20 protein-coding genes are annotated in these 26,985 nt (G+C 52.0%); 2 read left to right on the top strand and 18 right to left on the bottom strand.

Annotated features, from left to right (window positions below; genetic code table 11):
- Positions 1–74 precede the first annotated feature (74 nt).
- The 15 genes from HY774_00450 to HY774_00380 all read right to left on the bottom strand — a co-directional run bounded on the left by HY774_00450 (position 75) and on the right by HY774_00380 (position 22,045).
- Complete coding sequence (locus HY774_00450; protein MBI4746929.1) at positions 75–1,469, bottom strand: protein kinase; 1,395 nt, start codon at positions 1,467–1,469, stop codon at positions 75–77.
- 139 nt (positions 1,470–1,608) lie between these two features.
- The gene (locus tag HY774_00445) at positions 1,609–2,118 is read right to left on the bottom strand and encodes an FHA domain-containing protein (protein MBI4746928.1); all 510 of its coding nucleotides are present in this window, start codon (positions 2,116–2,118) and stop codon (positions 1,609–1,611) included.
- Positions 2,119–2,812: 694 nt separating this feature from the next.
- Entirely contained in the window at positions 2,813–4,615 is a 1,803-nt protein-coding gene (locus HY774_00440; protein MBI4746927.1) for a Stp1/IreP family PP2C-type Ser/Thr phosphatase, read from the bottom strand.
- Positions 4,616–5,332: 717 nt separating this feature from the next.
- Entirely contained in the window at positions 5,333–7,738 is a 2,406-nt protein-coding gene (locus HY774_00435; GenBank protein ID MBI4746926.1) for an Rne/Rng family ribonuclease, read from the bottom strand.
- Positions 7,739–8,372: 634 nt separating this feature from the next.
- Positions 8,373–8,549: a hypothetical protein gene (locus tag HY774_00430; GenBank protein ID MBI4746925.1), complete on the bottom strand. Its 177-nt coding sequence runs from the start codon at positions 8,547–8,549 to the stop codon at positions 8,373–8,375.
- Between the two features lie 332 nt (positions 8,550–8,881).
- Positions 8,882–9,070 (bottom strand): hypothetical protein, encoded by a 189-nt coding sequence (locus HY774_00425; protein ID MBI4746924.1) that lies wholly within the window; start codon positions 9,068–9,070, stop codon positions 8,882–8,884.
- A 107-nt stretch (positions 9,071–9,177) separates the two neighbouring features.
- Entirely contained in the window at positions 9,178–10,299 is a 1,122-nt protein-coding gene (gene rodA, locus HY774_00420; protein ID MBI4746923.1) for a rod shape-determining protein RodA, read from the bottom strand.
- A 33-nt stretch (positions 10,300–10,332) separates the two neighbouring features.
- Positions 10,333–12,366 (bottom strand): penicillin-binding protein 2, encoded by a 2,034-nt coding sequence (gene mrdA, locus HY774_00415; protein MBI4746922.1) that lies wholly within the window; start codon positions 12,364–12,366, stop codon positions 10,333–10,335.
- A 199-nt stretch (positions 12,367–12,565) separates the two neighbouring features.
- A complete protein-coding gene (locus HY774_00410; GenBank protein MBI4746921.1) occupies positions 12,566–13,099 on the bottom strand; it encodes a hypothetical protein in 534 nt (177 codons plus the stop codon).
- 127 nt (positions 13,100–13,226) lie between these two features.
- Complete coding sequence (mreC, locus tag HY774_00405) at positions 13,227–14,087, bottom strand: rod shape-determining protein MreC (protein ID MBI4746920.1); 861 nt, start codon at positions 14,085–14,087, stop codon at positions 13,227–13,229.
- Positions 14,088–14,221: 134 nt separating this feature from the next.
- Complete coding sequence (locus tag HY774_00400) at positions 14,222–15,259, bottom strand: rod shape-determining protein (GenBank protein ID MBI4746919.1); 1,038 nt, start codon at positions 15,257–15,259, stop codon at positions 14,222–14,224.
- Positions 15,260–15,498: 239 nt separating this feature from the next.
- On the bottom strand, positions 15,499–16,932 hold the full coding sequence (locus HY774_00395; protein ID MBI4746918.1) for a diguanylate cyclase: 1,434 nt from the start codon (positions 16,930–16,932) through the stop codon (positions 15,499–15,501).
- A gap of 611 nt (positions 16,933–17,543) precedes the next feature.
- The gene (locus tag HY774_00390) at positions 17,544–18,785 is read right to left on the bottom strand and encodes a FecR domain-containing protein (protein ID MBI4746917.1); all 1,242 of its coding nucleotides are present in this window, start codon (positions 18,783–18,785) and stop codon (positions 17,544–17,546) included.
- 394 nt (positions 18,786–19,179) lie between these two features.
- The gene (locus HY774_00385) at positions 19,180–19,710 is read right to left on the bottom strand and encodes a hypothetical protein (GenBank protein ID MBI4746916.1); all 531 of its coding nucleotides are present in this window, start codon (positions 19,708–19,710) and stop codon (positions 19,180–19,182) included.
- Positions 19,676–22,045 carry a HAMP domain-containing protein gene (locus HY774_00380; protein ID MBI4746915.1) on the bottom strand — a complete coding sequence of 790 codons (2,370 nt, stop codon included), beginning with the start codon at positions 22,043–22,045 and terminating at the stop codon, positions 19,676–19,678. Before HY774_00380 ends, HY774_00385 begins: the two co-directional genes overlap by 35 nt.
- Positions 22,046–22,249: 204 nt before the next feature.
- Between HY774_00380 and HY774_00375 the strand changes: the two genes are divergently transcribed.
- Together HY774_00375 and thiL are read left to right on the top strand one after the other, a co-directional pair.
- Entirely contained in the window at positions 22,250–23,161 is a 912-nt protein-coding gene (locus HY774_00375; GenBank protein MBI4746914.1) for a CPBP family intramembrane metalloprotease, read from the top strand.
- Positions 23,162–23,204: 43 nt separating this feature from the next.
- Positions 23,205–24,224, top strand: coding sequence for a thiamine-phosphate kinase (thiL, locus tag HY774_00370; GenBank protein MBI4746913.1), 1,020 nt, complete (start codon positions 23,205–23,207; stop codon positions 24,222–24,224).
- Positions 24,225–24,346: 122 nt separating this feature from the next.
- Here thiL and HY774_00365 read toward each other — a convergent pair whose 3' ends face one another.
- From HY774_00365 to HY774_00355, 3 genes are all read right to left on the bottom strand, one after another.
- Positions 24,347–24,922, bottom strand: coding sequence for a hypothetical protein (locus HY774_00365; protein ID MBI4746912.1), 576 nt, complete (start codon positions 24,920–24,922; stop codon positions 24,347–24,349).
- A gap of 152 nt (positions 24,923–25,074) precedes the next feature.
- Positions 25,075–26,232: a response regulator gene (locus tag HY774_00360; protein ID MBI4746911.1), complete on the bottom strand. Its 1,158-nt coding sequence runs from the start codon at positions 26,230–26,232 to the stop codon at positions 25,075–25,077.
- Positions 26,229–26,963, bottom strand: a complete 735-nt coding sequence (locus HY774_00355) for a gamma-glutamyl-gamma-aminobutyrate hydrolase family protein (protein MBI4746910.1) — start codon at positions 26,961–26,963, stop codon at positions 26,229–26,231. The genes HY774_00360 and HY774_00355 overlap by 4 nt, the downstream gene beginning before the upstream one ends.
- Positions 26,964–26,985: the final 22 nt, after the last annotated feature.

Below are 26,985 nucleotides of genomic sequence, written 5' to 3'. Positions count from 1 at the left end.
AAGCGACCATATCAAGCAGGCAATCGCCCAGTCACTGGCAGGAAAGCAGAGTCGCCAATTAGTGTAACAGGCCACTACCCAAGGACAAACTTGAGAGTTGTCTCACCAAGCCGCAATTTATCCCCTTCCTGGAGGGCCCGCGGCTGTTTTGGATAAAGCCGAATATTATCGTTGACGAAGGTTCCATTCACACTTGAAAGATCTTCAACCAGAAAAACCCCACCCTCACGGTAGACTCTGGCATGTCGGCGGGAAACCTTGGTTTCAGGGTCAAATGACGTCAAATCAACTTCAGGAAAAACCCCCGTGTGCGGATCGTTGCGACCAATGAGATTGGTGTCTTTTTCGAGTGGAAACGCCGTTGTGGTCACCACATCAGCCTCAGCCATGAGAACCAGTCGTGGGATAATTCGAGGTTGGGGTGAAGCAATGGGTTGCCGGGTACCACAATGCGGGCAAAAATGGTCATCACCGGCAATCCGTTGGCCACAATTCCCGCAAAACACCTGTTCGACGGGAGGTGCGTTCCCCAACCCACGTCCGGTCTGCCGGACAACTCCGCCATCAAGGTTCACGGGTGGTGGCGGGGGTGGCAACTGACTGAGCCGGCGTAAATGCTCATCCAGGGCATACCTGAGTTCCATCGCTGAGGAAAACCGCCGTTCCGGTCGGTGTTCAACCATGCGGGCCAGGAGATTGTCCATTTCAGAGGTGAGCGCCGGACGAAGCTGACGGGGGCGCTGGTTTTTTGTGAAATCAAAGATGAGCAACGGGTTGTCTTGTGGGTCCACCCCGGTCACCAGATGAAACATCGTCGCCCCAAGTGAATAGATATCCGACCGGGGTTCAACATTTCCCGAAAACAACTCTGGAGGGGCATACCCCATGGTTCCGATGGCCGTCACCCCTTTTTGAGTCGGAGCCACAAACCGGGCAATTCCGAAATCCACCAGCATAATTCGGGACGGGGTAATGGCATCATCCAGCATCAGGTTGGCTGGTTTTAAGTCTCGGTAGATAATCGGAGGGTTTTGGCTGTGCAAATAATGCAGTACATCACAAATTTGGATGCCCCATTCGGTCACGGACCGCTCTTCGATCACCCCACCCCTTTTTTTGAGCTGGCCCTGTAAATCCCCTCCCCCGATATACTTCATCACCAGATAATAGCGACCATCGGCTGAGATGAAATAATCAAAGATCGTCGGAATTGACGGATGATCCAGACTCGCCAGCAACTGGGCTTCTCGTTTAAAATCATCAACTGCTTTCCGTCGCTGGGTTTCATCAACAAACAACTCCACCATCTCTTTGACCGCCCTGGGTTTGTTCCCAAGGCGAGTATCATAGGCCAGGTAGACGCTCCCCATCCCGCCGCCGCCAACCCGTTTTACAATCTGGTAGCGGTCGGAAAGCAATGTTCCTGGTTCGAGTTGTGCATTGGGTGATTTTCTGTTTGGTATGCTCATTCCAAAACCACCAGGCGAACCGATTCAAATGGCAGGCGATGATGCCGGTGTGGTGACCCATTCCCCGCGGCTGCGGGCCAGGGTCACCCGTGGCAACCAGGCCCCACCGAAGAAATCACAAATTTTCTCCGCTGGCGCACTATTCAACCACAAATTTTAAAAATGTCTTCCCGACAATAATCTCATCCCCATTGCTCAACGCATGGCGACTTCCAGGTAAAAGCCGACGTCCACGGTTGATGAAGGTGCCATTCGTACTGCCTAAATCTTCAAGCAAATACTGCCCGCTCTGGTGAACGATTCGGGCATGCCGGCGAGAAACCTTGGCTTCCGGGTCGTCCTGATCCAGGTCAACATCCGGGAAAATCCCGCCATCGGCATCCCAGCGACCAATATTGGATTCAGTATCGGTCAACATAAATTCTTTGCCGATGGTGCCGCCCCGCTGAATGATCAATTTGGCACGCCCTGGTGTTTTGCCTGAGGGAGAACTTGATGCAGCCCCCCCACCAGGGATAAATGTTGGTGGGGGCGCCCCATGGTCAAGTGGCGGGAGAGGAACGGCTGACGGCGCCGGGGGCATCGGCGGTGGCGCACTTGAAAAAGCCGGAGGCATCGGGGGCTGCCCGATTGGACTCGGCGCCGGCATGGCTGGCGGCGGCGGCGTTAAGGCTTTGGGGGGCATCGGCGGAATCGGTGGCGGCGGCGGCGAAAGCGCGGGAGTTGGCGGCATCACTGGCGGCGCACTGGCGGGAGGCATCGGGTACAGGGGTGCGGCGGGTAACGGCGCGACGACTGGTGACTGCAGCGCGGGTGAAGGTGCTGATGGGGGAACAGGCATCATCCCGGGTGCGCCATATCCAACCGGGGCACCTGGCGCCGGGCTGGGGTCAATATGCAACGTTGAAGCTGAAGCCTGAATGTTGAGCTTATTCCCACACTCGTCGCAGTATTCAGAACCATCTAAGTTGTCGGTACCACAATAACTGCATCGAATCATCAGTACATACCTGCCTTTCAAAATTTGTGTCAGGCGTGAGGGCCCGGGCTAAAGAAGTCAGAATCTCAGAAACCAGCGGCTGTTCCTTGGGACATCACACGTTTCCTTGTGGCACTCAACTCAGCTTACCGACTAGAAACGAATGTGCCAGGGACAGTCTCTGCGTCAAAACAGCTTATTTGCAATAGATTGTGTGTTGCTGATGCGTTGTGAAAGTGTTGATTGGTTTTGAATTATATTCCAAAACCCGTCTCAGGCAAGAGGGATGGGGATTTGTTTTCAAGGGTATTCTCCCAACAGGAGCGCCAATCCCCTTCCGTTTTCAGATTTTCAGGTACCCTGGCTACAGAATTCGAATCACGACCGCCGAAATATTGTCTTCCCCGCCACAGGCATTGGCGGCAATGACCAGTTCTTTTGAGATGCTCCAGGGATCCACACCCCGAGCTAAAATCTCTCCGATCAGTTCATCATCCAGCATGTTGGTCAACCCATCGCTGCATAAGAGCACGGTATCGTTCGCTTGGAGCCGACGGGTGACAATATCAACTTCGATTTCATCCGAACTGCCCACCGACCGATAAATAATGTTGCGGTGCGGGTGATGCCGGGCTTCATCCGGGGTTAATTCCCCGCGACGAACCATGCGCTCAACCAGAGAGTGGTCTTCGGTGATCAATTCCAGTCGGCCATGACTCCACACATAACACCGACTGTCGCCAACCTGCCCAACCGTCAACATATTTCCGATCAGCAACGCGGCGGTCACGGTGGCGCCCATCCCTTCAGATGCCGGGTTAAACCCTGCATAATCAAGGATTTCACGATTTGCGTGCAGAATTGCACTGGTCAGCAACTGCTTGGACCGGGCATTGGTGCCCGTTTCGCTGATATAGAGAATATCTCCACTTTCCGTTGATTGCATGAGGCGACTGCCATGGGTTGATCTCAAATTCATGGTGATCAATCGCTCCGTAATCCACTCCGCGATGGCCCGCACCGTGATCCGGCTGGCAACTTCGCCGGCAGCCTCGCCTCCCATTCCATCTGAAACCACATACAGGCCAACGTGCGCCAGGCTTGATTCAAAATATTGCTGTAAATCCAGGATCAGAATGCTGTCTTCATTCAGTTCCCGATGCCGTCCCACATCGGTGTAGGATCCAGCCTGGGGCTGGGCAAGGTAGGCCAGACTGACGAGGGTGGCCGCCAGTTCGACCACCGAGGTAAAGCGATGCTGGGGATTGAGCGCCAGGGTTCGGAGCAAGATTCGTTCAAAGGCTGGCGAGAGGAGCAGTTCCGGATAGGTCCCCAGACCCCGACGCAAATGCAATGACGAGGGACGTGACGAAAATGAATGCCCAGTCAACAAAAAATACAGCACACACCCAAGGCTATAGACATCAATCCGGGCATCAAGCTGGACATTGGCCGTTAACCAGATGTACTCCGGGGGAGAGTAGCCTTCAATCGGGGTCAAGGGAAAGATTGGATCAAACAACCCACGTGGGCGCATCCGATCAAAACACATTAACCAGACCTGCCCTTGACTGTCCAGCCAGAGACTGTTGGTTTCAATTCCATTGTGGATCAACCCAACCCGATGAATCAGCGTAAGAATCCGACAGACCTGTCCTCCGATTCGATGGGCGTCCCCTTCGGTGACCTGCCCGATGAGACTCAGTGGTTTGGCATCAGGTTTTTCAACCACCAGATAGGCCCAGGTGTCCTCCTCGAAACAATCGAGAAACTTGGGCAATCCAGCCATGGTCGTGTTTTTGAGAAAGAGCGCGGTGATGCCTAACGGATTTCGCTCGGAAAACGAAACCTGGATTGAAGCCGATAAATCAAAATTTGAAAGCGGGTGTGGATGCTGCGACTTCATTTCAGTGATCCAGCACAGGGTGGCAGAAGGCGAATCAATCAATTGACCGTGGTAATACACCGCCCGGTGAGGAAGGTGTACCACTTCAAGAATGCGATACCGATTGGCCAGGATGGCACCCACCGCCAGCCGTGGCGACCCAATGACTTGAATTTCCCCGCTTTCCAAATCGGAAAGACTGGTTAACTCAACCCCGCACTGGTTGCACCGCACATCACCTGAGGTATTCCCGACATATCCACATTCTATGCAGATCCGCATATGAAGCTTCCGCCCTTGATCACAAACCCGGTTGCTGGCTTTCCTTTCCATTCTCTTTCAACCGACCCTCAATTGTCTATTCCCAGCTCAGAATTTGTCCAAATTGAAACCGATGAATAATTCCAGTTTGTCGTCAGGAGTCAGGAGTCAGGAATGCCAGTGAAGAGTTGAATCCGTTTTTGGTTCTCAGCCCAGGAACTGGGCGCCGGCTCGTAGCCCAGGGCGAGTCTTCGAGCCCTGGGAATTCGGGTCAGTCCCCACCTTTTCCCAGGGTTGCACCCTGGGCTACGAGCCTGTCACCCGCTTCGCGGGTTCAAATCCGCTCATTTTTTCAACTCTTCACTGGCATCAGTAGTCAGTGGTTCACTAAGTTTATTTAGTTGAATCATTTGACTGTTTTCTAATACAAGGATTCCCTTACAAATTGGTCTATACTCTGGGGACAGCCGAAGTGACAGGCAGTGGGAACTTGCGGGAACTAAACAGACGGGGAAAGAGCTGGCGATTACTTTTCAGAATTAAAATTTGCGTGTACTCACACTGGCAAGGATTTTGGTGAGAGAGTCACGTGGCAAAGTAGCGCAATGGCAAAATAGCGAAATAGTGAAATAGTGAAATAGTGAAATAGTGAAATCCTCTGTAAGCGGTTGCTACTTCGTGACTTCACTACTTCACACTTCGCTCTCTTGCCGTGTTGCTCAAGATCACTGTCTCGGTTTACAGAAACGCAAAGTCATAGTGTTCCTGGTGGATATTGGGGTCTGATTGCAAGGAAACCGAGCAGCCCAGATAGTCTTCGATTTCTCCCCACACCTGCTTTTGTTCATTCCGCAATGCCTTGGCAACGGAGGGGTTGATCCGCAACGTGACTTCCCGGCTTCGGGTTTCACCTTCCATATCCGACGCCATCCGCCTGGATTCAGCCAGAATCTCATAACATACCGTCTCGGCTGATTTGACGATTCCCGCCCCGGTGCAATAGGGGCAAGGTTCACACAAAATCCGTTCCAGACTCTGTCGAACCCGCTTGCGCGTAATCGCCACCAGACCAAAATCGTTAAATTGCAGAATTTTGGAAGGCGACCGGTCAGATTTGATTTCCTGCTCCAACACCTGCATCACTTTTTGGCGATTTTTGCGCTCTTCCATATCAATGAAATCAAGCACAATGATTCCGCCCAGATCACGCAGGCGAATCTGGCGCACGATTTCAACCGCCGCTTCGAGGTTGGTTTTGACAATCGTGTCTTCCAACCGGTTTGAGCGTCCGACAAATTTCCCGGTATTGACATCAATCGCCACCAGCGCTTCGGTCTGGTTGATCACGATAAACCCGCCCGACTTGAGCCATACCCTGGGTTTCAAGGCCGCATCGAGTTCTGATTGAACTCCATATTCCTCAAAAATCTGACGTTTCCGGGTATAGAGTTTGACTCGATCAAGCAATTTGGGTTGGAAGCGACTGATGAAGTCAACCACCCGGGCATATTCTTCTTCATTATCAACCCGAATGACCGAGAATTCATTGGAGAGGTGATCCCGCAAGAGCCGCTGGACCAGATCGAGTTCACGATAGACGACCGTCCCAGGCTTGGAATGCTCAGATCGTTTGCGCATATCCTGCCAGGTGCGAAACAAATACATCATGTCTTCGCGCAGTTCTTCCTCGGTGTGTCCCTCACAGGCAGTGCGAACAATAAAGCCACCTGGAATCTGTTCGCGGTCCCGCAAGTTGATCATGGTTCGTTTCAACCGGGTGCGTTCCTGGTCTGAAGGAATTTTGCGTGAAACCCCAATGTGGGCCACGGTCGGCATATACACCAGATATCGCCCAGGCAACGCCACATACGAAGTAATGCGGGCACCTTTGGTGCCAATCGGCTCTTTCGCAATTTGAACCAGAATTTCCTGACCTTCTCGAAGGAGATCGGTAATTCCAGGCGCCCGACCGCGAAATTCACGGGGGGGACGGGCTTCGCTCTTGGTTCGAGTGTCACGGGGGGGAGGAAGGTCTCGTGATTCACGGCGAGCCGGCAGCGCGGCAACCGGGGGCTGGGGCGGCACCAGGGAATCATCCCCGAGACTGTCATCTTTGGCTTTCATTTCCGGAGTCTCTGAGTCCCCGCCATCAGCCTCAGCTTCATCTCCGAGCAGCGCGGCCACATCTGAATCGGCCAGCGTCGTTTCACCGGTATCCTCATCCGACTGGGCGGCCCCGCCACCATTGGCTGGCCGGCCACGACGACGACCACGACGGCCACGACGCGAAGCAAATTCAGAGTTACGCGACCGTTTGCCGACACTGGCTTCCGTATCGGTCAGATCAGCTTCCGGTTCCCCTTGCGCCACGGCTGGCTCGACGGGTTCTTCATCCGCGACCCGGACTGGAGCTGGTTGAGCAATTTCAGGAGCAACTGGCGTTGCCTCCATCGCTGGCTGGGCGCCGTCCTCCGCAGTGGGAGTCGCCGCGATTTCATACTCATCCTGTCGGGTTTGCTCCAGGATTTTATGCTGAACAATCGCTTCTTTGAGTAAATCACCCGCGTCGGAGAGCACATCGTCATCCAGAATGCGTTCAAAGGCCACGGCTGGAGCTGGAGGTGGAGTGGCTTTCTTGCGTCCGCCGCGTGCCGGCTTTTTCTTTCCAGCAGGTTCAACCGGAGTCGGTTCAGCCTGGACCGGAATTTCAACTGGGGGTGGTTCGACTTTTACAGGTTCCGCTTTTTTGCGTCCCCGCCGGCGCCCCTGGGGCCTGGTCTCGGCTTCAACGACCAGCGGTTCAACTTCAGCCACGACAGCGACTTCCGTGGGGGCTTCAGCGGCTTCAGCCTGGACATCGGCTTCGGGTTGGGTGGCTGGGGGCTCTGGTTCCACCTGAGGCATATCGTGGTCAGTGACCCGTTCAAACTGGAATCCATCAGACAAGGCCAGCGCCAGATCTAGATCAGGTTCGGTTGACTCGACTGGTTCGGCGACAACCGGTTCTTCATCCTCAACTGGGTGAATTTCGACCCGCTCAAGCTGAACTTCGCTTTCGGCTTCGAGCACGGCCTGCATTTCCTCAGGATCAAGTTCGACAACCGAGGCTTCCGGGCTGACGCTTAAATCCAACCCATCCGTCATAATCGCAATTTCAGATAAGGAATCGTCCACATCCAGGTCTGGTGGGAGCAAACGGCTGTCAAACTCGACCTGGTCTTCGATTGCGGGTTTGGCCTTTACGGTACTTTCGGCAGGTTCGGTCACCAGAGGACGGGGATCACGATCCCGTTTGTGACGGCCTGACAGATCCCGATCCGGTTGACGTGGCGCCTCCCGTCCTTCTCGGCCTTTCCCACGGGCCTGACCTTCGTTTGAGACAGATTCCGTGTCATATTCATCATTGCCTTCTTCTTCAAAGAAGTCCGAAACATAGAGAAACGCATCCCGTTCCAGACCGATATCCACAAAGGCGGATTGCATGCCTGGCAGGACCTTCACCACACGTCCTTTATAGACATTTCCGACCACAGCCTGCGTTTCATCAATGCGCTCAACGTAAAATTCCATCACCACTCCGTTTTCCAGAATGGCCACGCGCTTTTCGTGGGCGCTTGCACTGATAATCATTTCTTTATTCATAGTTTCCTCTAAGCCCTACAAAATCACTCTTTTGTCAGGTAACTTGCGCGCTGGGGACTACACCCTGACAACGAATATGGATTGTTTCAATGTGTGTGGCTTGGAGGAGAAACTGGTAAAAGGAAGCAGGATGAGATCAAGAGGAAGATTGATTGCGACTCTCTCTCGCCGCCCAATGGTCAAACTCGTACCCGATAAAGCGCAACGGGTCTGAGATAACCACGCATTGGGTGATGACCGGACACACCGAAATGTGCCCAAAGGATGTCCCAATCAAGTTGCCGAAGGGAGCACTGGCACCAACACTTGTCAAATCAGCTCGGGGTATGGAACGGAGACCGATCAGAAGAAGGGTGAACAACCGGTGTGCCGCTGAGAGCGCAAGCCGGACTTGCGTCAAGATACCTGAAGCGCAGTGTCTTCTCTCAGACTGGCAAATCCTGTGTTTTCTCTCACCGAATGGTGATTTTTCCTGTTTCAAGCAACATTTCTTCAGAAAACGAGCAGAATTTTAGAAGATAAGACTGATTCCTGGTTCAAAACAAGAGACAGTCAGATACCACACCTTATTTCTGGATGAAAACCAATCCCAAAGTTGTTTCAGTCTACTGCCAGAAAGCGGCAGCAGAGTTAAAACGAGCTATGTCAAACGTCGTTGCTGGCTCCTGTTTCAGCCTCTGTTTTTCGCAAACAGACTTCTTTCTTACCGAAACCAAGCCTCAACACAAAAAGTTGGAAAGAAAGTTGTACACCTACCTGACGTTCACCATTCAATTTCGCCATGGATTCGTCAACACTGACACCAGCCCCTTGGCCAGAATGAATTTTCCGCACTGGAGTTTGCTCAAACGGCGATCAGAACAACCTTCCCGCACTCCAAACGCCAGGGACAGATCCATCCGGCAAGATTGCATGATGGGTTCAGCGTCTCAGGTTCTTGACTAATTGACAAACCGCTGCTGATACACATTGGCAACGATGCCAAGACACATAAACGTCATCAGCAGCGAGGTTCCGCCATAGCTCAACAATGGAAGCGGAATCCCCATAATCGGGACCAAACCAACAACCATGCCGATATTGATGACCGCGTGAAATGAAAGCAACGTGACGAATCCGGTGAGTATCAGCAAGCCAAACCGATCGCGTGCGCGTTCGGCGGTGCGAGCCGAGTGTATTATGATGAACAGCAAAAGCGCAAGCATGAAGATGCTTCCAGCAAACCCAAGTTCCTCAGCCAAAACCGCGGCAATAAAGTCGGTACGTTTTTCCGGGACGAATCCGCCCTGGCTCTGAGTTCCTTTGGTAATTCCCTTTCCGGTGGCGCCGCCGGATCCAACCGCAATCATGGATTGCAGGGTTTGGTATCCATACCCTTCTCGAATTTCCCGGCCCTGGAGTTTTTCCGGTGCAAACATCGCATTCACCGCAACGTTGATCCGATCCCGTTGATACTGCTTCAACCGGGGTTCAATCACATATTTGAAACCAAACGGGGCGATGATTAAGGTCAGAATCAGCGTCACCACAATAAAGCGCCGATTCAACCCGCTGACAAACAACATCGCAATCAGCACCGGGAAAAACGTCAGCGCGGTGCCGGTATCCGGCTCCAGCATAATCAGCCCGACGGGCAAAGCCACTGCCGCACAGGCTTTGAGTGCAAAATCCATCGTCACTGCCCGTCGTTGCAAGGGGTGCAAAATCCGGGCAACCATCATAATTGTCCCCAGCTTGGCAAACTCCGATGGCTGCAAGGTCCCGAACGCCCCCAAACTGATCCAGCACCGCTGACCGTTGATTTTGGTGCCAATCATCAGAACCAGGACCAGCAGGATCATGGTTGCGGCGTAAAAATAAGGCACCACATCAAACAACCGCTGAAAATTGATCTGTGACAAAACAAACATGACCACCAGCCCAATCCCGACCGTCACCAGTTGCTTAAACCAGAAATTCCCTTCCGGTTGGGCACTGTAAATGCCGGTAATCCCCATGCCACACAACACCAGGGCGGCAATCAACAACGGCCAGTCAAAATCTCGAATATCACGTGTCATCATAGGGTGGATCACCGCCTGGTCAGGAAAAGTGGTTCATTGAACCGGAGTTGTAGCCGCCGGTTTGGGCGTTGTTGCCGGCTTGGGCGTTGTTGCCGGTTTCGTTTGTCGGGTCTCAGCACGTTGTTGTCGGCGGGCAATAGCGTTGTGCCACTCCTTGCGGAACTGTTCGGCCTTCTTTGCCGCTTCCTGAACTGTCTCCAGCGACACCTCAATCGGTAAGCCGTTCTTTTTCTTCAAATAGGTTTCAAAGACGGCCTTCACATTTGGGGCCGAAGCCTTTGCCCCAAACCCGCCGTGTTCAACGAGCGAAATTCCCGCGATTTCAGCATTTTCACGCGGGCCAAAGGCAACAAACCACGAGTGGTCTTTTTCCTCCAGCTTTTCGGTCTTGATTTTACTTACCACCTGAGCCGTGCCGGTTTTTCCACACATTTCCCAACCCGGAAACTCAGTAATCGCGGAACCAGTCGCGGTGCCGCCAGAATTGACCGCTCCCCACATGCCTTTGATAATCGCTTCCCAGTTTTCGGGAGGCATTTCAATTTTATGGGTTTTGTCCGCGAAAAATCGGGCGGGATAATCTTTGGTAGGTCTGGCTTCGAGCAATAAATGCGGCGTGTGAAAGGTTCCACGTTGGGAAATCCCCGCCGCCGCCCGCAGCATTTGGAGCGGCGTGGGTCGGACCATGGCCTGTCCGATAGAGGCATACACCGAATCTATGTCCCGCCACTCAAACTCCCTGGCGGTCGGGTTGGGGAAAGAACGCCGGACGGTTGCCGCTTTCAACTCCAGACTTGGAATGTATCCCTTAAACTCATTTGGCAAATCAATGCCCGTATATTGGCCACACCCCATTTCGGTGGCCCATTTTTGAAGGTTTTCAAGTCCTAGCTTGATTCCAAGGCGATAAAAGAATCCATCGCACGACTTGGTCAGGGCATAGTCAATCTTTGGTGCACCGTGGGCGCCCATACAGCGGGTAAACTTATTACCAACGGTGATACCGCCACCGCACACATACGTGTTGTTTGGATCCAACACACCCGATTTCATCCCCGCCACAGACATAATCAGCTTCCAGGTTGATCCAGGGGGATAAATATCTTGAATGGCACGGTTCCGGAGCGGTTTATGCGGATCCTGAGCCAGTTTGGCATAATCCACTTTTGAAATCCCGGAGGAAAACAGATTGGGGTCATACCCTGGGAACGAAGCCATGGCCAGGATTTCCCCATTGCGTGGGTCCATGACAATGATAATGCCGTCCAACCCCCGTTCACGCAGGACCTGCTCCGCCATCAACTGCAGGTCCAGGTCAATCGTGGTGACCACATCCTGGCCCGGTGACGGGGGCACCTGCTCCAGTTCGCTCACAAATCGGCCCCGGCTGTCCACAATCACCCGGCGATAGCCTTCCTTCCCCATCAAGACCTGGTTATAAGATTTTTCCAGTCCGGCCTGTCCGACTTTATCGCCCGGTTTACAGTTTTCATATTCGGCCCGCAATGGTGGCTTCAATTGGGAAGGACTGATTTCATGCACATAGCCCAAAATATGCGACCCGATATCACCCAGGGGGTATTTGCGTTGGGGGTGCAATTCCACGGTCAGTTCGGGGTATTCATAGGACAACGCAGCAGCTCGGGCCCGGTCGGCATCGGTAATATCAATTTTGACTTCAATTGGTCGGGATTTAGCAGCCTGTGACTGAAGCTGCTGGAGCACATACTCACGATCAACCCCGAATTCTTCAACCAGCATGCGAATGGTGGCTTCCTGTTCACCGATATCTTCCCGATTGATCATCAAATTAAATGTCGGGCGACTATCAACCAGAATCCGGCCATTGCGATCCAGAATGTTGCCCCGCGGCGCCGGAATCGGAACGTCCCGTAACCGGTTGTTTTCAGCCTGTCGGACATAGTTTTCATGCTGAACCACCTGCATGTTCCAGAACCGCAGCGCCAGTACGCCGAAGGCAATGACGATGCAATATTGCAGAATCAGGAACCGGAAGTGGAGGTTATAGGGATGCGACCCGTCGGAATCGAGAGATTTCAATGGCATAATGCAACAACACGAGGGGGTAAGAATTCGAGGTTGTGATTCTGAGATTGAACCGCGTGCGAAGCCACAAGCTGGATAAATAGTTTGCCCTTTTTTTTCATTTGAATCTAGGAAAGTTTCCTTATTCACCCAGCAAAAAGAAGAAACAGTCGAGTCAGAACAGATGGGTGGACAGACTTTTTCTTCACCTCAACACTGGCTAATTCAGTTTCCGCCGGCCCACTTCAGGGGCCCGGGTTGGATCATAGGGATCTTCGTGAAAGAATTTGTCAAAAATTGGGAACAACAGCAGCGAAACGAGCAGGTTTCCCACAAGCTGCAGTCCTCCGATTTTCATGGCTCCGCGAATATTCATTCCTTCTGGAGCCGCCGCAAAGAAAAAATGAAGTGCCACAAACATCAAGGTATTGGCGGCGGAGGATGCCAGCAAAATAAAAATTCGGAGCAGCGCCCCATCCAACCGAAAGCGATTTCCAAAAAACCAGAGGCTGTAGCCAATCGCGGTTTTTGAAAAGCCGCATAATCCAAGTAATCGGGAAGACAGTGAAATGTCCTGGCACAACCCGGCAATCGCCCCAAACCAGATGGCCTGGCTCGCGTTCCGCTGCAATCCCAAATGAACCGTTAAAATTAAAGGCAAATCAAGATAACTGAACCCCGGCCAATATCGGGGGAGCGCCGTTTGGAGAGCAGTAATGATGAAAATGACAAAAATGATTCGAAGAGTTGGCACAAATAAAAAGGGTGAAGACTGTTTTTCTCAATTTATGGTTCAGGGTTGCTGGGTTGCTGGGAAATACAGGGGTTTCAATCATTTAGACTTCCCCTCATACAGAGGGTTCATTCCAAAATGGTATCACTTATTCTTTTTCTTTCTTTACCGATTCGGTCATTTGAACATCCGAGGCCCGGCTCAACAACACCAGAACCTCTTCCAACCGGTCAAGCTGAGCCGCCGGGCGAACGGAAATCTGATGGAGACCAGCCCCCGACCCAAGCTGGACCTGGGTCACATATCCCAATAACAACCCTTTTGGATAAAACCCATCGAGCCCGGTCGTCAGGACTGCCTCGCCAACCCGGACCTGGGTCAGGCCGCTGATACTGTCGAGCTGGCACACCAACTCGTTTCGGCCACGCAATTCTCCGTTGGTTCGCGATTCAGCCAGCATGGCGCCCACGCCGGCATCACCGTGAGTGATCATCAAAACCATGGCCGAGGAAGGTCCGACGCTCACAACCCGTCCCACAACCCCATCTGGCGTGATGACAATATGATTGAGGTGGACCCCGGCCAGTGTCCCTTGATCAATAATGACCTGCTTGTACCAGGGACTCCCATCCCGACCAATGACATTGGCCGCAATGGTTGGACTTTGAAAGCTTTCCTTTAATTTGAGCAAATCCTGGAGGCGTTTGTGGCTGGCGATTGTTTCCTGCAATTCGGTCCGTTCCCGTTTGAGTTGCGAGAGTTCCCGACGCAAGTTCTGATTTTCCTCAGCCGCCCGCCACAAACTAACGTAGCCCTTCCAGACATGGCCCACGGAGGTGGTGACGACCGCCAATCCTTTCTGGATGGGATAGGTGGCGGTCAAGATGAGGGTGCGCGGAAGGGATTGCTTGGTAATCCGGGCCTGCGCATTGATCGTCATCAGTAAAAACTGACCGACCAGCAAAATGACGGCAATGATGGTTGGACGTAACGATGAATCAGACTTCACCCGTAGTTACCCCTGAGCCGGAGTGGTGTGGGAACTGGTTGCTCACGCGAATTGCCTTTGGGACCTTTACCCAGCGATCCACCCACCGTGGAAAATCCTGGATCCAGGTGACAACCAGCCTCGCATCACCCACATTAGTTTTGATTATTGTATCCGTACCCACTTTCGAGGCTGACACGTTTTAACAACTCAAAGTCACCAAGCATTTTCCCGGTGCCTAACACGACTGAGGACAACGGGTTCTCAGCCAGGGTTACGGGGACACGGGTTTCTTTCATCAACAATTTATCCAATCCCTTGAGCAGTGCCCCACCACCAGTGAGAACGATGCCACGGTCGGCAATATCGGCTGAGAGTTCAGGCGGAGTTCGCTCAAGCGCCACCCGAACGGCATTGACAATAGTTGCCACCGGGTCGGCCATGGCCTCGCGGACTTCTTCGTCCGAAATCGTAACCGTCTTCGGGATTCCTTCGATCAAGTCCCGGCCTCTGATTTCCATGGTCAGCGGTTCATCCAACAAGTGGGCAGACCCAAGCTCAATCTTGATTTGCTCGGCGGTGCGTTCCCCAATCAGCAAGTTATATTTGCGTTTGATGTACTGTGAAATGGCCTCATCCAACTCATTTCCGGCCACTCGAACCGCTCGCGAATACACAATGCCAGACAGGGAGATCACCGCGATATCGGTCGTTCCGCCGCCAATGTCCACGATCATATTCCCATAGGGTTCGGTGATGGGCAGTCCAGCTCCAATGGCGGCGGCCATGGCTTCTTCCACCAGGTAGACCTCGGCGGCGCGTGCCCGATTGGCGGCATCAATCACAGCCCGGCGTTCGACTTGCGTGATTTCCCCCGGAACTCCGATGACAACCCGCGGACTGACCCACGACTTCCCGTTGTGGGCTTTCTTAATAAAGTGCTGAAGCATTTTTTCAGTGACTTCAAAGTCAGCAATCACACCATCTTTCATTGGACGAATAGCCACAATGTTTCCAGGCGTTCGGCCAAGCATTTCCTTAGCCTCTTTGCCAACCGCTTCAACTTTGTTGGTGATTTTGTTGATGGCGACGATGGATGGTTCACTGACCACAATCCCGCGTCCCTTGGCATACACCAGGGTATTTGCGGTGCCCAGATCAATCGCAAGGTCATTTGAGAAGAAGTTAAACAGGGAGCGAAGTTTCATGGAGTATCGTACAGCAGCCTTTCAAGAAGGAATTGTTAACTCACCAATCTATCAAAAATTCGTCAATCGGGAACCCCGTTTTGGAGATTCTCTGGTTAAATAGTTGAATATCAAAGGATTTTTGGTTCTCCTGGTTTTTCGTTCCTGGTTCTTCGTTCCTGGTTTTTGGAAAGTATCTGTTCCTAAACCCCAGGCCCTAAGCCCCAAGCCCCAAGCCCCAACCACTAAGCCCCTTGCAGATTGACCACAACAACCTGGTTTTTCGTGCCCTGTTTGGCGTTGTACATGGCCTGATCGGCCCATTTGACCAGATCTTCAGCCACAACGCCATGTTCAGGAAACGCCGAGATCCCAAGGGAACAGGTTAAATGAACATTTAAGCCTCGTGCCTTTTGGAAATTGGACGCTTCGATGCGGGCCCGGATTCGTTCGGCAATAATAAATGCCTGGGCCGCATTGGTTTCCGGCAGCACAATCACAAATTCATCTCCGCCATAACGAGCGACAACGTCTGTTTCGCGCACGGCCCGGTAAATCAACTGACCAACTTCAACCAGCGTACTGCTTCCGACCAGATGGCCAAATTGATCATTGATCCCCTTGAACCCATCCAAATCTAAAAAGATCACGGCCAGGTGAAGCCCATAGCGACGAGACCGTTTCAGTTCGGTGTCCAATGCCTGATAGAAAAACCTGGCATTATACAGGCTTGTCAAGTCATCCAACTGGCACATGCTTTCCGCTTTGGTAAAACTCATGGCATTTCCCAAGGCAATGGCCAGCGAGGCGGTGACCCGTTCAGCAATATCCAGATTTTCCGCGGTAAATGTGCGCGTACCGGCTTCCAACGAAGCCATCATCACACCACACAGATTGCTATTGGTCAGCAATGGCAGGAGCAATTGGGTTTCGTGTTTGTCACTCAGTGCATTGAGCGAATAGGTAACCACTGGATCAGCGTGGCTCTCACCGGCGGCGGGAAAAATGGCAAACATTGATTTCCCCTCGCGAACCGTTTGGACCAGCGGGCTTTCCTCATCGGCCATTGAAACACTTTTGACAATGGCCCGGCCTGAAGCATTCACCGCCGCCACCAGATTCAAATGTTCACCAGATTCGGTGCTGAGATAGAGCGCCCAGGTATCGGCGGGAACCAGCCTTGGCAAATGCAACATAGCGGATTCCACGACTTTTGCCTGATCCAGTGACGAGTGAAACGAAGTCACGGCCTCAAATGCTTTGTCAAACCCTCCTTTTCCCGTTGCCGTCGGAACCGGGCTATGGGGGAGTCGCGACAGACGCAGACCATACTGCAGGTGCAATTCGAGTTCTCGTGGAGTCAATCGGAGGGCTTCCAGATGGTTGATAAACCCAATCTCGGCTGAGAGGTCGCACATATCGGCGCTGGCCGTGGACGAGAAGGAGAAGGCTGGGATTCCGGCCACCGCATGCCGGGCGTGAGTCAGCATTCGGCGTGATAATTGTTCGCTGGCTTCATCTTCCAGCTCATACAAAATCACTTCGGGATGCCACAAACTGAGGAAATCCTCGTCGTTTCGCTTGCCGGTAAACAATGCCGTTTCAATAGACGTGGTATGGCCAAGGACCCGCAAGAGAACTTCAGGGATTTTTTCCAGGTACACCACGGCCACGCGCATTGCAGTCTTTATCAACCAAAATGAAATGAGGGGGAGATGATACAGTTGGCGATTTGAAATCAGGACCCGCGATCAATGGTTCCCTTAGAGTGAAACTGTTGGTGGTGAGTTCCAGTCACAGGGGTGAAACGGTCTCTTTTCACCATAAACCAGCGACATCAGGTTGTCCGAAGCAACAATCAACCAGGTTCCGCGAAACATGTGACAGTACTCAGTTTCCACGCGTGTGTCTACTCAGTTTTTGACAAAACGTTGAAAACAGTATGGAACCAGAAGTTGATGTATTGAAGGAACCAGGCAAGGTGGGAGTCTTGCCTGGTATAAAATTTTGAAAATTTGAGCAAGAACCCGAAGCACGCACTCCGGCTTGATTCTGGATCTGGAGTCAGGTTACCGAGGCATACGCGCCAGGATAAGGAAACAGAACCCAATCTGGACAAAGGGACCGGGAAACAGGGAGACAGGGAGAAAAAACAACTGGTCGCCTTCGCCCGCTCTCAATCGAAACTGATTCAACCTGACAAACCTGGTGAATTGTCATCCGTGTCTCCCCGCCTCCTTGTCTCCTTGTCTCGCACAGGCTCAAACTTCCTTATCCTGGCGCTCATGGGTTACCGAGGTGGATAATTTTCGGTTCGAGTTCGTCCCTGTGAATCCTGTGCCACAAACATGACGGATTGATTTCCGTTTAAATCCACGTTGGCCATATATTTTCCATCCGGGCCAACCGGGACGTTTTTGCCGTTGATTCGCAACTGAACCCCAGGTTCGGTTTCACCGGTCACTTCATAAATCCCTCGCCCAATTTCACGATAAGTTGGTCTGGGGAGATAAATGGGCGTATCCTTGCCACCGCTTGCCCGAATCACGATTTGCAAGCGCTGTTCATTGGACCAGATTCCCTCTTTGCCGTTGCCTTCCACGCCCTGAACCCGCCAGTAGTAGTTTCCATCATATGGTCGAAAGACATTGCTGGTTGAGGTACCACGCTGGTTCCGCTCGGCAATGATGGTGCTCTTGACAAAGGAATTTGAAGTTGCAATCTGGAAATTATAACTGACAGCCCCTGGAACCGGACTCCAGGTAAATAGAATTTCAGGTGATGTTCCCCGGTTAAAACTCCGCAGTTCAGAATTTTCAGGAGATCTCAGCTTCGGACTTGGTAAATAGGCAATATCATTGACTTTGGCGCCGTCCTTAAACTCACTCCCCCGGTTTTCAGAGATGACCTGTGCGGTCCCGGCATCGGTCACCACATTCAAATTGCCTTTTTCCGATACCACTTTCGTGGTCTGACCGTCATAGTTAATTGTCCCCTGAGTTCCACTTTGGAACGAAACGGATACGCCAGGAGCCGTCACGTTATTGACACTTCCGGAGGCTGGGGCTGACGCCGGATTCGACATATTCACCGTACCAAACGCCACATTGCTTTCAACCTGGGTTTTTTCGGTTTTGACCTCCCTGCTATTTTGCTTCACGACAACGGTGGAGTTTTCTTTGATGCGGAGGGTGCTGCCGTCAATAAATTGGAGTGAGGCAGTGGAACCAGACCCGGTCTGGATCCGGTCGCCTTCATAGAGCGACATACCAGGGACTGCCAGTTCAACGTTGCCATTATTGGCCCGGTAAATGGTTACATTGCCACTGGTTTGAACGAGGCGGATTTCTTCATTGATAACTACATCTGGGTCTACAGGACCTGGAGGATTGAAATATCGGTAAAGAGCAATACCAATTATGATCAAAATCAGGATCAATCCTGCCCCAATCATGTACAGGGTTTTCTTTGAAATGACATACCAATCAAAATACTCCCGACGAATGCGGGAATCATCACCTGATCTGTTCACGTCTCCTCCGATATTGGATCAGAAATCCAGATCATCCTTCCGAAATGAGTGCGGGTCGTCAAACGAATGCACCGCGAAAGATGCCGACAATGGAACTTGTGCCAAACCATTGCCTCAAAACCTGGGGTCGCGCAGGTTCACGTTCGAAGTGATCCTTGCGTTCTGATCCAGATCGTCGCCGTCAAATCTTATGAAAGTTGAAGGTGTTGTTTGCCGTGCGAAGAATGCTGAAAAAAGGATGATAATTTGTGTAAATTCTCAGAACTAGATGACTAAGAATCACCCCTCAATCTAGCACACGCAACTTTTTGCCAGCAATGTAATTTTCTGGGATTTCACTTGGTTTTTCTGCGCTGAACCATCATTTACAAGTTCGAGGAAGATCTTCCCATATTTATTGGACAATGACGGGATCACTCGACGAAGCTGGTTGTCCCTTATGATCAGCACCGCGCAATTGCCCGGTTTGGTCAATGTAGTACGAAATGGTGCCATTGGTGTTATACACCACTGGCATGCCAACACATTCAAAGGTGTGTTCCGAAGCCGTGAGCGTGTATTTATAAAGTCGCTCATTTTCTGGGTCGGTGTTTAACTCTCCCCCCTCAACCAGTTCAGCCATGGAGCCATAGCGTCCGGTTCTGGCTTTAAAGGCTTCTTCGGCTCGATAAATCGTTCGCATTTGGGATTTTGCCGCACCATCCCGAGCCGCCCGATTCGCCGCGGGGACAACAACTTGCGGGGCACTGTCCTGGCAACCTGTTCCAGCGGCCAGCAAAACCATAACACCGAAAAAACACATGACACGCAGTTCAATTTTCACAAAAAGGTCCTTTCCAAAATGGAGTTGATTGGGTTGGGCTGAAATAGCGGATTGCCGCAACCCGGTTTCAGGAAACCGGCAATTCGATGATAAATCGAGCACCGTGGGGTTGATTTTCCTCAACCAGAATCCGTCCATTATGATCGGTCACAATGTGGCTCACAATGGCTAACCCGAGCCCTGTTCCCCGTTTACGAGTTGAGAAGTATGGCTGAAACAGGCGCTCCCGGTCATCAGCGGAGATACCCTGCCCGGTATCGCTCACTGAAAGTCGGACAAGGTCTTGATCTGGACGGTATTCCGTGGCCAGCAGGATCCGCTTGTCACCGAATTCAAAATTCCCTGACCGGTCGGAAGCCGCTTCAATCGCGTGGCGTGCATTATCAATCAAATTGACCAGGGTTCGCTTAAACTGTTCTCGATCAATGTTCAAGATCGGCAAGGATTCATCCAGGCGGGTTTCCAGTTCAATATCATCCAGTCGGTCATCATAGAGCCGGACGGCTTCTTGAACGACCTTGTTGAGCGATGAAGGTTCGGGCTGGGCATCCGGCAATTTGGCAAACCGTGAAAATTCATCAACCATGCGTTTCAGCGTGGCGACTTCCCGGCTGATGGTTGCCGTGCACTCATGGATTGTCTGATGGACCCGTTCGGACTCAACTCCATGGCGGTCAATATTGCGGCTGATGCGCTCAGCGCAGAGTTGAATCGGCGTCAGCGGGTTTTTGATTTCGTGGGCCATTCGGCGGGCAACTTCGCTCCAGATTGCACTTTGCTGGGCCTGTATCAGCGGAGACAGGTCTTCAATCATGAGCACTGCGCCCTTGTATTTCCCCTTTTCATCGCGAAGTGCGGTCCCCGAAACGGCGACGTGCAAGGGTTTTTGATCCCGGATTTTGAGTTCAACTTCCACTGTGGACTGTCCAAGTCGGCGTGTTCGGCGCAAAACCCGTTGAAACTCAGTCCGGTTGGCGGATGGCACAGCCTGTTCAATCGGCAACCCAATTGATGACTGATCCAGGCCAAGCAACTCAATTCCAGCCTGATTGATGGTCGTCACCCGCTGTTCAGCGTCTAGTGAAACCACGCCGGTAAACAAACTTTGCAAAATGGTTTCGATATATTGCTTTCGTTCTTCGAGGGCTCGATTCATGGTCCGGAGCTGGGTAGCAGTGGCTTCAAGTTGATGACGGTTGGTGCGTAACTGACTGGCCATATCATTAAAGGAATTAACCAGCACCGCCAGCTCGTTATCAGCCGCAACATCCACCACATAATCAAAGTTCCCCTGGGCAACGTGATGCGTCCCTTCAGCCAGCGCCTGAATCGGGACCGTAATCCCCCGCGCAATATACAATGCGATCCAGGTGGTTCCAAAAACCAGCAGCAATGTGACAAATCCTAGAATATACAAATAAGTAAACCGCATGCGACGGTTTTGAATGGTTAAATCGGCCCGATTCCTGGCCTCATTTGAAAGCTGGTCAAATCGGCGAATCAATGATTGTGGAAGCTGGCGAATCAAAAACAACCCTCCAACCTGTTTTGCCTGACGCATACCGGTTTGCGGCGCCGTCTTTTTTCCAGTCCCGGCGACCACTCCCGCCCGAATCGGCAATCCAACCAACACAAACATCCGGTTATCTCCGGTCACGAAAATCGAGCTGTGCGGGTCATTACTGACGATGACTGATTTGGCCTGCTGGACATTTGATAACCCGTCAAAGAACCCATCGCCCAATTCCAGCACCTGTTTCCCGTCACTGTCGAGGATGAACAACCGGTACAACTCATGACTGCGAAATTCAGCCTTAAACATTTCACGTCCGGTTGCATCCAAATCCAGACGCGATGGAACGGTGTCAGTCGCGGGCATGGTTGCGAGTTGTCTCATTTTCAACAGCCGAATCATGGACCGACCAGTTTCCGACAGCGCTTTCATCTCCTGGGAGTACATCTGGTCCTGGATAAACGCCACATCTTCTTCAAATCGCTGGGCTGGAATATTAAACCATTTTTCCAGGCTCCGGTTGACCAGGCTATAGGCAAAGAAAAACAACATAACCACCGGCAAAATCGAAATCGCCAGTGACCCAAGCACCATTTGTGATTTAAATTTTGACCCCAGTTTTCTTTGACGGCGCTCTTGGATCAACTTCAGAATGTTGCGGCTGAGCACAAACAGCAACAGCATCGAGGCCATAAAATTCAACATCGAGAGGCCATATAAAATAAATGTGGCCACCGGTGTGCTGGGGCTGATCAGGTTTAATAAATCAAGCGACCCCTGGGCAATCAACACCCCTAAAAACATCAGGGTGACAATTGACAAAATCAAAATGCGCGTTTGCCGCCGGCGATAGTTGCGCAACCGATGTTCGGCATCTGAAAGGTTGGTGACGCTGATTGGTCCTGATGGCGTGGAATCGGTCATCGTTGGTTTATTGAAAGAGTCAGTGGTCAGTAGTCAGATGTTAGGATCTTACGGTATTTATCAAAATGTATTTTGTTCTCTCTGGACAGATTACAAAACTTTTATTACGGAACCATATCAATGAGCAGTAGTAGATTTGACGACTGATGAAGTTCGATTGACGAAACTTCTTTAAAATGAGCATGAAGGCTAGGAAATTACCGAATGAATGTAATCATAAACCTTTTTATCCACCCCGACACTGGAGAACTGCGAAGCGGCTGGCAAGTAACCATTTTTTTTATGGTTTTTCTGATTGTGGCCTGGTTTATTGCTGTCCCATTCGCGACCTTGGGAACCACGCTCCTTCCCGCCCAGCTTCAATCCCGATGGGTAGCCCTCACGTTGAATAAAATCGGAATGTTGCTGGCCGCTTTGGCCGCAACCCTTTTTTGCCGGAACCTGTTTCCCCAGATCCAGTTCACCCGCTGTGGGTACTCACTTTCCCAAGGCTGGTGGATGGACATAGTGGGAGGATCACTGGCTGGAATCGGCTTGCTTTCCCTGGTTTTAGGGCTCACCGTCATTGTCCAAAAAGCCACACTCCAGGTTGTGACCGTTTCACTCATCCCGCTCGGGCTGGCACTCATCCAGGGGCTTGCCCTGTTTCTGGTGGCCGCCGCCTTTGAAGAAGTCCTGTTACGTGGCTTTGCCTTTCAAACCCTGAAGGAAAACACCAATCCTCTCAATACCTTACTGGTCACTTCCGGCCTGTTTGCCCTGATTCATATTGCCAATCCGCACTCAACCTCGCTGGCACTTCTCAACACATTTCTGGCTGGAATCTGGCTCGGGGTGGCTCGACTCAAACGCCCAAGTCTCTGGCTGGCGACCGGATTACACCTGGGATGGAACTTCGCCACCGTCTGGCTATGGGGCATCTCCGTCAGCGGCCTTGACCATTTGATTTCAACCACCGTTCTGGCCACGCAACCACTGTCACCTCAATGGCTCACGGGCGGCAGCTATGGCCCCGAAGGTGGCATCCTCTGCACCTTTGGGTTATGCTTGGCCACATTCTGGATGGCTTTCCGGTTAAAACCAGTTGATCCCCCAGCCCACCCATCACCTTCATAAGCGTGGACTGTAGAAAATAAAACCAAAAAGGACCCCAAGCCCCATGCGAGGAGAACGCGAATTTATTCGGCTGCTTGAACAACGCGCCCGTCGGACAAGCCCTGACGTGCTGGTTGGTATCGGCGATGATGCCGCCTTGATCATTCCCAAAGCCGATACCTGTCTGGTCATTGCCTCTGATGTCATCGTGGAAGATGTTCACTTTCGCCGGCGGTACTTCCCCCCGCAGGCACTCGGGCACAAAGCCCTGGCGGTGAATCTGAGCGACATTGCCGCGATGGGGGCGACTCCACGCTACTTCCTGTTGACCCTTGGCCTTCCAGCGGATTGTGAGGATTGGTTTGCCGAACAAATCCTGGCTGGAATACTGGCCCTGGCTGACCAGCACAACGTGGTTTTGATCGGCGGAGACACCTCACATGCCCCAGAGCGGATTTTCATTGACGTCACAATTCTTGGCGAAGTACATCGCGCTGAAGCCGTTCAGCGCGCTGGGGCTCAGGTTGGGGATCTGATCTATGTCAGTGGTGAATTAGGAGATTCAGCCGCCGGGCTGGCCGTTTTGCAAAATCAAGCCTCGACCGGATCGCTCCACAATACCCAGATTTCAATTCAATCGGCGATTCGATCCCATCTGCAACCACAACCCAGGTTGAAGCTGGGCCGCTTCCTGGCCCACCGGCATCTGGTTACAGCAATGATGGACATCAGCGACGGTCTTTCAATTGATCTGGCCCGACTGTGTGAAAAAAGCGGTGTCGGTGCCCGACTTCAAGCGGATTCCATTCCGATTTCCACGGCAGCTCAGGTTGTCGCCTCCCGCAACCGTCAGTCTCCGCTTCAATTAGCGCTGCATGGCGGCGAAGATTATGAATTGTTGTTCACTGTTTCGCCTCAGAACCGGGCCGCCGTGACACAACTTCAGACCGTCCTGGCCGATGCGGGTGAGCCAATCCCGTTGACCTGTATCGGCGAGATTCAGTCAGTTCAGGAAGGATTGCAGATTGAGACCTTGACCGGGATTCATCCCCTTGAAATCAAAGGATATGATCATTTCCGCTGAAAAAAGGGCGCGGTTCAAAGCAACAGCGCCCTTCCATCCCCCACTCACCCTGTCACCCTGTCACCTTGTCACCTTGTCACCCACTCACCTTGTCACCTTGTCACCCTGTCACCTTGTCTTTGTCAGGGTTGCCAGACATTTCGCCCAAAGCGTTGATTCAAGCAGAGCTGGATGTCTTTGGCCGTCGAAAATTCCGACATCACAAATTTGAGTGGATATTCAAACCCGGCATGACCAATAACTGGCCAGACTGAGGCGGCATGCGCGTTGTAGTAGTCAAAGTGGACAAACGCCAGCCCCTCGACATTGAACGTGAAATGGAGCGACGCTCTCCAGTGGGTATTTTCCGAGTAGTTGAACTCTTCCGGGTGAAACAGGCTATTGATGCGTCCGCGGATGGTTGTTTTTAAATTGGTAAAGGCTGGATTGGACTTGATCCGATTGAGCAGCGTGTCAGTATCTGGTTGTGGACGGAACAAGATCGAATTTAACCCAACTTCGCGGGTTGGGGTCTCTATGAACAGGCATTCCCATAATCCGTGAACCGCCAGCGCCGCATAAAAATTCAGGCAGTCAGCCCGCCTTCGGTTGAGTTGGGAATCAAAGACTGGTTGGGAAATATTGGCGAATGTGAAATGAGTTTGCACTCGCTCAGGCAATTGACTCCAGACTGGTAATTCCGATTCATTGACTTTCATTGTTTTTGAGCGAAGGGGCGCAGGAGATCAGCGTTACATTTCAGATTGGGTTCCGTCCACCTCTAAATTCTTTGTCTTTGACGACTTCGCTACTTCACGATTCACGATTTCACTCGCTTCTCTATTCACGACTTCGCTATTTCGCTCAGTAATCACACATACTCAATGGTATTGGGAAACGTCAGTTGGAGTTTGGGGAGTTCAACTTCAATCTTTGTTTGTTGATTTGGGATGCTCTCAATCTGGAGACTGCCTTCATTGATTTCAATGATCCGTTGCACAATGGCCAGCCCTAATCCAGCGCCCTGCTGTTCATAGATGGTTCGCTCAAATTGCATATAGGCTCCGATATCGGCAATCTGGTCAGCAGTCATTCCGCGGCCATGTTCAGTTACGGTAAGAAGGTAAGTATCCGGGCCGCTCGTTCCGGTCACAATCACTGGCGTTCCAAGCAAAGAATACTTAAAGGCGTTTTCGAGGAGTTCTTCGACGACTTTTGCCAGGTGGGAATCTGATATTTTGACGGCCTCTTCCGCCACCGTAACCTGCAGGTCCGGGGTTCGATGAAAATCGCGGGCTTTGGTCGCCGCCACTCTCTCAATAATGGCTTTGACGGAAAAGGTTTGTGCCTGCTTGCGGATGACTTCCAGGTGACCAGGATCAGTACTCAGCGTTTCAAGTTTGGCATATAACCAGAAATTCTCGACCAGCCGGTGCAGTCGTTTGGCTGAGATATGGATATCACGCACCATCTCCAGGGTTTCTTCGCGGGTAAAGGTGTCATGGGCATCCATCAACAGTTCCGACATACCTAAAATTCCGTTCAGCGGCGTGCGTAATTCGTGCGGAAGCGAACTGCTGATATTGCGGCGCAACTCCTCCATTTTCTTTTCATACTGGTCGCGCATCCAGCTATGTTTCTGAAACTGGGCCCGGACGGCGGTAATGAGTTCATTGCGTCCAACCGGCTTGGGTAAATAATCATCCGCCCCCAGATTCATTCCCTGTCGAATATCTGAATGATCAACTTTGGCGGTTAGAAAAATAAAGGGAATGGATGCGGTTTGCGGATCTTTACGCAAAGCAGCCAGTGTCCCGAGCCCATCCAGGAAAGGCATCGTCACGTCACAAATGATCAAATCCGGGCGGTAGGTTTTGGCAAACTCAACCCCCTGCAGGCCATGTTCAGCACCAATGGCTTCAAACCCTTCCAGTTCAATAATTTCAATAATTAATTTGCGAATCAGGTCTTCGTCATCAATCACCAGGATTCTTCGTTGTTTGGTCACGGCTTTTTCGTCGCTCCTCATCCCCGGATCGCTGCTTCAGCTATGAACATTTTAAAAATCGCCTGGGAAAAGGAATCCGCTTCCCAGTGAACTTCCGGATGCCACTCAACTCCTAACATAAAGTGCCCTGGGCGGGTATTGATCACGGCCTCAGTGACCCCATCCGCTGACCAGGCAATTGGTTCCAAATCCAGCCCGACTTCATCCACCCCCTGGTGGTGGTGACTGTTCACCCGGATGGTGGTCCCGCCTGCCAGCCGGGCCAAAATACTGTCCTGCTTGATTTGAATGCCATGGGCGACGCGGGTATAGGTTCCACGCTGATTGTGCTGGATCACATTCTCCACCTGGGATGGCAGGTCTTGTAACAGGGTGCCGCCCCGGTAGACATTCAGCGCCTGCATACCGTAACAAATGGCCAACACTGGCAGACGTTGGGACTCAGCCGCGGCCAGCAGCAACTGATCCACTTCATCCCGTTCCGGAAAGACTTCTCCCAAATTGACATGAGGCGCCTGACCGTAGCGGTACGGGTCAATATCACTGTTGCTGCCAGGCAACACAACCCCATCCAGCCGGAGAACCACCGCATTGATATACAGGGCATCCGGGATCAGCGGGATGAGCACCGGGAGTCCCCCGGCTGAAAAAACTGCTCGACCATAGGTTTGACGCAGGTAATTTGTGTCTTCAGTTGGATTTAACCGGGTTGAAATACCAATCAACGGTCGGTGCGAACTCGTCACAGACATAGACTGTTCCTTGTTTGTTGTC

The sequence above is a fragment of the Acidobacteriota bacterium genome (genome assembly GCA_016208495.1).
In the GTDB taxonomy this organism is placed as follows: domain Bacteria; phylum Acidobacteriota; class Blastocatellia; order Chloracidobacteriales; family Chloracidobacteriaceae; genus JACQXX01.
Note: the sequence above shows the minus strand (reverse complement) of the source record. Positions and strands in the feature narration are given on the sequence as shown.